6 protein-coding genes and 1 rRNA gene are annotated in these 7,691 nt (G+C 57.6%); 4 read left to right on the top strand and 3 right to left on the bottom strand.

What is annotated here, in order from left to right; translation table 11 throughout:
- The 3 genes from ACSFE6_RS19845 to ACSFE6_RS19835 form a co-directional block, all read right to left on the bottom strand.
- Positions 1 to 201: ribosomal RNA gene (locus ACSFE6_RS19845) — 16S ribosomal RNA — on the bottom strand; the annotation flags it as partial.
- Positions 202 to 785: 584 nt separating this feature from the next.
- Complete coding sequence (locus ACSFE6_RS19840) at positions 786 to 2,006, bottom strand: CaiB/BaiF CoA transferase family protein (RefSeq protein ID WP_435429172.1); 1,221 nt, start codon at positions 2,004 to 2,006, stop codon at positions 786 to 788.
- Between the two features lie 12 nt (positions 2,007 to 2,018).
- Positions 2,019 to 3,200 carry an acyl-CoA dehydrogenase gene (locus ACSFE6_RS19835; protein ID WP_175375562.1) on the bottom strand — a complete coding sequence of 394 codons (1,182 nt, stop codon included), beginning with the start codon at positions 3,198 to 3,200 and terminating at the stop codon, positions 2,019 to 2,021.
- 158 nt (positions 3,201 to 3,358) lie between these two features.
- Between ACSFE6_RS19835 and ACSFE6_RS19830 the strand changes: the two genes are divergently transcribed.
- The 4 genes from ACSFE6_RS19830 (at position 3,359) to ACSFE6_RS19815 (ending at position 7,616) form a co-directional block, all read left to right on the top strand.
- Complete coding sequence (locus ACSFE6_RS19830) at positions 3,359 to 4,258, top strand: LysR family transcriptional regulator (RefSeq protein ID WP_435429171.1); 900 nt, start codon at positions 3,359 to 3,361, stop codon at positions 4,256 to 4,258.
- A gap of 435 nt (positions 4,259 to 4,693) precedes the next feature.
- On the top strand, positions 4,694 to 5,815 hold the full coding sequence (locus tag ACSFE6_RS19825) for a Re/Si-specific NAD(P)(+) transhydrogenase subunit alpha (RefSeq protein WP_435429170.1): 1,122 nt from the start codon (positions 4,694 to 4,696) through the stop codon (positions 5,813 to 5,815).
- Between the two features lie 11 nt (positions 5,816 to 5,826).
- Positions 5,827 to 6,183 carry an NAD(P) transhydrogenase subunit alpha gene (locus tag ACSFE6_RS19820; RefSeq protein WP_435429169.1) on the top strand — a complete coding sequence of 119 codons (357 nt, stop codon included), beginning with the start codon at positions 5,827 to 5,829 and terminating at the stop codon, positions 6,181 to 6,183.
- On the top strand, positions 6,180 to 7,616 hold the full coding sequence (locus tag ACSFE6_RS19815; RefSeq protein ID WP_435429168.1) for an NAD(P)(+) transhydrogenase (Re/Si-specific) subunit beta: 1,437 nt from the start codon (positions 6,180 to 6,182) through the stop codon (positions 7,614 to 7,616). Before ACSFE6_RS19820 ends, ACSFE6_RS19815 begins: the two co-directional genes overlap by 4 nt.
- The last annotated feature ends 75 nt before the right edge of the window (positions 7,617 to 7,691 follow it).

The raw sequence follows: 7,691 nt of genomic DNA, 5'->3' as shown, positions 1-7,691 counted from the left end.
GGTCCCCTGCTTTCTCCCGTAGGACGTATGCGGTATTAGCGTCCCTTTCGAGACGTTGTCCCCCACTACCAGGCAGATTCCTAGGCATTACTCACCCGTCCGCCGCTGAATCCAGGAGCAAGCTCCTCTCATCCGCTCGACTTGCATGTGTTAGGCCTGCCGCCAGCGTTCAATCTGAGCCATGATCAAACTCTTCAGTTCAAACATCTTTGGGTTTTGAGAAAACCCTAAACTTGGCTCAGCAATCTTTGGTTACATCTTTGATTTCTCGCGGAGTAACTTGCGATGCTGATAATCTGTTGACTACCAGTCTGACACCACAAGCACCCACACGAATTGCTTGATTCAGTTGTTAAAGAGCGGTTGGTTAAGATCTTTCATCTCAACCGAGGCGCGCATTCTACAGCAGCCTCATTTGCTGTCAAGCGGTTATTTTCAGAAGTCTTCAAAGAATCCTTTGCAACTTCAACCACTTGCGCTTTCGATCTCTCGTCAGCGGGAGGCGAATTCTACAGCGTTACTCGCTGCTGTCAACACCTCTTTTTCAACTTCCTTTCAGCTTCGATGACCTGAAGCAACCTACTGCCGAAAACTGCGTAACTCGTTGTTTACCAAGGAGTTTTCCGTTTCGACTGCGCCGGAAGTGGGGCGAATTATAGAGAACTAAAACTCGCCGTCAACTCTTAATTTCAGTTTTCTTTCAATAAGTTACGGACGGTAGTAAAGCGGCTCACTCCCCCGCAATTCGAGAGAGCAAAGCCAACCTTTCTATATAGAGGGGAATATCAGAGAACGCCGGACTCTTTAAAAGCCGCTACCGCACCAGCCTCCAGCCCCAGCACTCGCTGCAAAACCTCCAGCGTATGCTCGCCCAACATAGGAGGCGCACGACGGTATTCCACCGGCGTCTCCGACAGCCGAATAGGACTGGCAACCTGCGGCACCATCCCGGCCAACGCATGGGGCAATTCAATTGACAGCCCACGTGCCTTGACCTGGGGATCTGCGAACATCTGCGCAAGATCATTAATAGGCCCACACGGGACACCTGCCTGCTCCAGCTGCGCCACCCATTCAGCGGTCGTTTTGAACACCGTAGCCTGGCGGATCAACGGAATGAGCACAGCCCGATTCGCCACGCGCAGCTTGTTGGTTGCGAAGCGTGGATCATCTGCCCACTGAGGCTGCCCGGCGACTTCTGCGAACTTGCGGAACTGCCCGTCGTTGCCCACGGTAAGAATGAAGTCGCCATCTGCCGTAGGAAAATCCTGATACGGCACGATGTTCGGATGTGCATTCCCCAAACGCTTGGGTGCATTGCCTGTCGTCAGATAGTTCATCGCCTGGTTAGCCAGGCACGCTACCTGAACATCCAGCAATGCCATATCAATATGCTGGCCGCCACCGTCTTGATCCCGATGCGCAAGCGCCGCCAGGATCGCCACAGTCGAGTAGAGACCAGTCAGAATGTCGGTCAGCGCAACCCCAACCTTCACCGGCCCCGCCCCCTCATCACCTTCAGGCCGCCCCGTCAGGCTCATGAGACCACCCAACCCCTGGATCATGAAGTCATAACCCGCGCGCTTGGCATAAGGACCGGTTTGACCAAACCCGGTGATAGAGCAATAAATCAGGTTCGGATTGATCGCCTTCAACGATTCGTAGTCCAGCCCATACGCCGCCAGACCGCCAACCTTGAAGTTTTCGATCAAGATGTCCGACTTCGCCGCCAGGTCGCGCACCAGCTTCTGCCCCTCTGGGCGCGTGAAGTCGATGGTCACCGATTGCTTATTGCGATTGGCCGACAAGTAATAGGCGGCCTCACTGGTGTTTTCGCCATAGGCGTCTTTAAGGAAAGGCGGGCCCCAGGCGCGCGTGTCATCACCATTGCCCGGACGCTCGACCTTGATCACTTCAGCGCCAAGGTCCGCAAGAATCTGCCCGGCCCACGGCCCGGCCAATACCCGCGATAAATCCAGTACCCGCAGATGCGAAAGCGCGCCCATGGCGTTCTCCTATTAATAGAACGCTTGAAGGCCGGTCTGCGCACGACCGAGGATCAGCGCGTGGACGTCATGCGTACCTTCATAGGTATTCACCACTTCCAGGTTGACCAGGTGGCGAGCGACACCGAACTCGTCGGAGATGCCATTACCGCCCAACATATCGCGAGCCATGCGCGCGATGTCCAGGGACTTGCCGCACGAGTTACGCTTCATCATCGAAGTGATTTCAACTGCTGCAGTTCCTTCGTCCTTCATGCGACCCAGACGCAGGCAGCCTTGCAGTGCCATGGTGATTTCGGTCTGCATGTCCGCCAGCTTCTTCTGAATCAGCTGAGTGGCAGCCAATGGGCGACCGAATTGCTGACGATCCAGAGTGTATTGGCGAGCGGTGTGCCAGCAGAACTCGGCAGCACCCAGCGCGCCCCAGGAAATGCCATAACGCGCGGAGTTGAGACAGGTGAAAGGACCTTTCAAGCCGCGGACATCCGGGAAGATGTTCTCTTCTGGCACGAATACGTTATCCATGACGATCTCACCGGTGATCGATGCACGCAGGCCGACCTTGCCGTGAATCGCCGGAGCACTCAGGCCTTTCCAGCCCTTCTCCAGAACGAAGCCACGAATATCGCCCGCATCGTCCTTGCCCCAGACCACGAACACATCGGCGATCGGGCTGTTGGTGATCCACATCTTGCTGCCGGTCAGGCTGTAGCCGCCTTCCACTTTGCGCGCACGAGTAATCATCGCGCCCGGGTCGGAACCGTGGTTAGGCTCGGTCAGACCGAAGCAGCCAATCCACTCGCCCGAGGCCAGCTTCGGCAGGTATTTCTGTTTCTGAGCTTCAGTACCGAATTCATTGATAGGCACCATTACCAACGAGGACTGCACGCTCATCATCGAGCGGTAGCCGGAGTCGATGCGCTCGACCTCACGGGCGATCAGACCGTAGCTGACATAGTTAAGGCCGCTACCGCCGTATTGCTCCGGAATGGTTGCACCCAGCAGACCCACTTCGCCCATTTCGCGAAAGATCGCCGGGTCAGTCTTTTCATGACGGAACGCTTCGAGAATACGCGGCGCAAGGCTTTGCTGGGCGAACTGCGCGGCGGTGTCGCGGATCATGCGCTCTTCTTCGGTGAGCTGTTGATCCAGCAGCAGGGGATCGATCCAGTTGAAGCTAGCTTTACCGGCCATGAGTGTGTCCTCTCGAAACGGGTCAAATTACGTGGGACTGATCCTAGGCCGGGATCGGCCGCTCGGCAAACGAGGATTTCGCATACTGTTGTGCTAATTTCTCACTCCGAAACGTCGCCAAACGCAATTTATGCGACGAATTAGTGAGGTAGACGTACATGCGCAGGAAAATACCCAGCACAGCCGCCCTGATCAGCTTTGAGGCGGCAGCACGCCATGAGAGCTTTACCAAGGCAGCACAGGAGCTTTCGCTGACCCAGGGCGCGATTTGCCGACAGATTGCCAGCCTTGAGGAGTTCCTCAGCGTTGAACTGTTCAGGCGCTCGCGCAGAGGCGTGAAGCTGACTGAAGCTGGTCTTTCCTACAGCCGACGGGTTGCGACCCAACTTGACGCGGTCGAGCGAGACACCCTGTCCGTGATGGGGCAGCAAGGCGCCAACGTGATCGAACTGGCAGTGGTTCCGACTTTCGGCACTCAGTGGCTGCTGCCTCGCCTCAAGGATTTCCAGCAAAAACACCCGGAAGTGACGGTTAACCTGACAAACCGGACGCGCCCGTTCCTATTTGCCGACACTGACTTTGATGCCGCGATTTACTTCGGTGATGCGGACTGGTCAGGCACAGAATCCCATCGCTTGATGGGCGAACATCCGCTCCCTGTGTGCAGCCCCAATCTATTGGGGAAAAAGCCTCATCTGACAGCCGGTGAAATCGCCGAGATGCCCCTCCTGCAGCAGACCACCCGCCCCTACGCCTGGCGGCAATGGTTCGATTCTCAGCACCTGAATGTCCCGCGCGACATGACAGGGCCACGCTACGAGCTATTCTCCATGCTGGCCCAGGCAGCCATGCACGATATGGGTATCGCCTTGATTCCACCGTTCCTGATTCAGCGCGAGCTGGTCGAAAAACGTTTGGTCATCGCCAATCCTCAGGCGCTCTCCAGCATCAAGGCTTATTACCTGATGATTCCTGAGCGAAAGGTCGAATCTGCATCTTTACGGGCTTTTCGAGATTGGCTGGTCAATCAGGCCCACAGCTACAGCCTAGAAGGATAAAGGCATACAGGCGTTAGCTGACCCCGTAGTCAAAAAAACAAAAACCCTACAGATATAACTATTTGTCGCATATTCGAAGACTGTATCCGCGAGCAGTACAATCGTCCCAGAAGCGCCTAAACATATGGCTTTGCGCCTCCATTTCGAGGCAATACAGCATCATTCATATGGCCGATGTGAAAATTCTTAAATTTCGGCAAAATTCCCTGAAAGGCACGAACGATAAGGGGTTGGATCGATTTGATGCGACATTCGGTCACGGGGTGACTTGTAGTTAATTTTCCGTCACACGTCATAATCCCTTGAAGGGCATAAAGTTCGCCTGCAAAATGCCGCGCCCCGCCCTGATTTAGCGGGATCGTGCTGATCGGCCGCCCCAGCCGCACCATCCGTAGTGCATGGGTTTACTTAATAAGATCACGCAGGAGATTTGACGTGCACATTGGTGTTCCTCTCGAAACCCAGACGGGTGAAACACGGGTTGCTGCTACCCCGGAAACCATCAAGAAACTGATCGGCCAGGGTCATAAGGTCACTGTTCAAAGCGGCGCCGGCATCAATGCCAGTGTTGTAGACAGTGCCTATGAAGCGGCGGGCGCAACCATTGGCAGCGCCAATGATGCGTTCGGCGCCGAGCTGATTCTTAAAGTGGTCGCACCCAGCAACAGCGAGCTGGCGCTGATCAAGCGCGGCACTGTTGTCGTTGGCATGCTCAACCCGTTCAGCAATGAAACCATCGCCAAGCTGGCCGAGTGCGGGATTACCGCGTTCGCGCTGGAGGCTGCGCCGCGCACCTCCCGCGCCCAAAGCCTGGATGTGTTGTCTTCGCAAGCCAACATCGCCGGCTACAAGGCCGTGCTGCTGGCTGCTCACCACTATCCGCGCTTCATGCCGATGCTGATGACCGCTGCGGGCACCGTGAAAGCGGCGCGCGTGCTGATTCTCGGCGCCGGCGTTGCCGGGTTGCAGGCGATCGCCACGGCGAAACGCCTGGGTGCGGTGATCGAAGCGTCTGACGTACGCCCAGCAGTTAAAGAGCAGATCGAGTCCCTCGGCGCCAAGTTCGTCGACGTGCCTTACGAAACCGATGAAGAGCGTGAGTGCGCCGTCGGTGTCGGCGGTTACGCACGCCCAATGCCGGCCAGCTGGATGCAGCGCCAGGCCGTGGCCGTGCACGAACGCGCCAAGCAGGCCGACATCGTCATTACCACCGCACTCATTCCGGGCCGCAAGGCGCCGACGCTGTTGAGCGCGGAAACCGTGGCACAGATGAAGCCGGGCTCGGTAGTCATCGATCTGGCGGCAGCCCAAGGCGGCAACTGCCCGCTGACCGTCGCTGATCAGGTGGTCGTCGAGCACGGTGTGACCATCGTCGGCCCGACCAATCTGGCGGCCGCGGTGGCAGCCGATGCCTCCGCACTGTATGCCCGCAACCTGCTGGACTTCATGAAGCTGTTGTTCGATAAAGAAGGACAACTGGTGATCAACCTTGAAGACGATATCGTCGCCGCGTGCCTGATGTGCCGCGACGGCCAAATCGTGCGCAAGAACGGCTGAGGATAAAAACAATGGAAGACATGCTGATCTCTCACGGTATCTACAACCTGATCATCTTCGTGCTGGCAATCTATGTCGGCTACCACGTGGTCTGGAACGTGACGCCTGCGCTGCACACACCCTTGATGGCCGTGACCAACGCCATCTCCGCCATCGTGATCGTCGGCGCCATGCTCGCCGCCGCCCTGACCGTGACCCCGCTGGGCAAGACCATGGGCACCCTCGCCGTGGCCCTGGCCGCGGTCAACGTGTTCGGTGGTTTCCTGGTTACCCGGCGCATGCTGGAAATGTTCAAAAAGAAAGCGGCTCCAGCAAAGGCTCCGGCAGCCAAGGCCGAATCAGTCAAGGCTGAGGTGCAGCAAGCATGAGCATGAACCTGGTTACTTCCCTGTATTTGATCGCCTCGGTCTGCTTCATCCAGGCGCTCAAGGGCCTTTCGCATCCAACCACGTCGCGTCGCGGCAACCTGTTCGGCATGCTCGGCATGGGCCTGGCAATCCTCACTACGGTAGGCCTGATCTACAAGCTCGGCGCCGAGCTGGCCCACGACGGCATCACCTATGTGATCGTCGGCCTGCTGATCGGCGGTACTGCCGGTTCGATCATGGCCAAACGCGTTGAAATGACCAAGATGCCTGAGCTGGTCGCCTTCATGCACAGCATGATCGGCCTGGCAGCGGTGTTCATCGCCGTCGCTGCCGTTGTCGAGCCGCAATCGCTGGGTATCGTCCAGCAACTCGGTGACGCAATCCCGGCCGGTAACCGCCTGGAACTGTTCCTCGGGGCGGCCATCGGTGCGATCACTTTCTCCGGCTCGGTCATTGCCTTCGGAAAACTTGCTGGCAAATACAAGTTCCGTCTGTTCCAGGGTGCACCGGTACAGTTCTCCGGCCAGCACAAGCTGAACCTGCTGCTGGGCCTGGCCACACTGGCACTGGGCGTGACCTTCATGCTCACTGGCGACTACACCGCTTTCGGCGTGATGCTGGCACTGGCCTTCGTGCTCGGCGTGCTGATCATCATCCCGATTGGCGGCGCCGACATGCCGGTCGTCGTGTCCATGCTCAACAGCTACTCCGGTTGGGCAGCGGCGGGTATCGGCTTCTCGCTGAACAACTCGATGCTGATCATCGCCGGCTCGCTGGTAGGTTCGTCCGGTGCGATTCTCTCGTACATCATGTGCAAGGCGATGAACCGCTCCTTCTTTAACGTACTGCTCGGCGGCTTCGGCAACACGGCCGACGCGGGCGGCCCTGCAGGCTCGAAAGAAGCACGTCCGGTGAAATCCGGCTCGGCTGACGACGCGACCTTCCTGCTGACCAACGCCGACACCGTGATCATCGTTCCGGGCTACGGCCTGGCGGTAGCCCGAGCGCAACATGCACTGAAGGAGCTGACCGAGAAGCTGGTCCATCGCGGTGTGACCGTGAAGTACGCGATCCACCCGGTCGCCGGTCGCATGCCGGGCCACATGAACGTATTGCTGGCCGAGGCCGAAGTGCCTTACGACCAGGTGTTCGAGATGGACGACATCAACTCCGAGTTCGGCCAGGCCGACGTGGTGCTGGTGTTGGGCGCCAACGACGTGGTCAACCCGGCCGCCAAGAACGATCCGAAATCGCCGATTGCTGGCATGCCGATTCTCGAAGCGTTCAAGGCCAAGACCATCATCGTCAACAAACGCTCGATGGCCAGCGGCTATGCCGGTCTGGACAACGAACTGTTCTACCTGGACAAAACCATGATGGTGTTCGGTGACGCGAAGAAGGTCATCGAAGACATGGTCAAAGCGGTCGAGTAAACCTCGCCTGCAACGAAAACGCCCCGACTTGTCGGGGCGTTTTTATTTGCGCAAATCGTCGGACAAAACCACCGC

The sequence above is a fragment of the Pseudomonas baetica genome (genome assembly GCF_051216495.1).
Classification (GTDB): Bacteria; Pseudomonadota; Gammaproteobacteria; order Pseudomonadales; family Pseudomonadaceae; genus Aquipseudomonas; species Aquipseudomonas baetica_B.
The sequence above is the reverse complement of the archived record's forward strand: the minus strand, read 5'-3'. Positions and strand labels throughout refer to the sequence as shown.

Coding starts and splice junctions, on each gene's coding strand:
- ACSFE6_RS19830 (WP_435429171.1), top strand. CDS start 3,359: ATGCGCAGGAAAATACCCAGCACAGCCGCCCTGATCAGCTTTGAGGCG.
- ACSFE6_RS19820 (WP_435429169.1), top strand. CDS start 5,827: ATGGAAGACATGCTGATCTCTCACGGTATCTACAACCTGATCATCTTC.
- ACSFE6_RS19840 (WP_435429172.1), bottom strand. CDS start 2,006: ATGGGCGCGCTTTCGCATCTGCGGGTACTGGATTTATCGCGGGTATTG.
- ACSFE6_RS19815 (WP_435429168.1), top strand. CDS start 6,180: ATGAGCATGAACCTGGTTACTTCCCTGTATTTGATCGCCTCGGTCTGC.
- ACSFE6_RS19835 (WP_175375562.1), bottom strand. CDS start 3,200: ATGGCCGGTAAAGCTAGCTTCAACTGGATCGATCCCCTGCTGCTGGAT.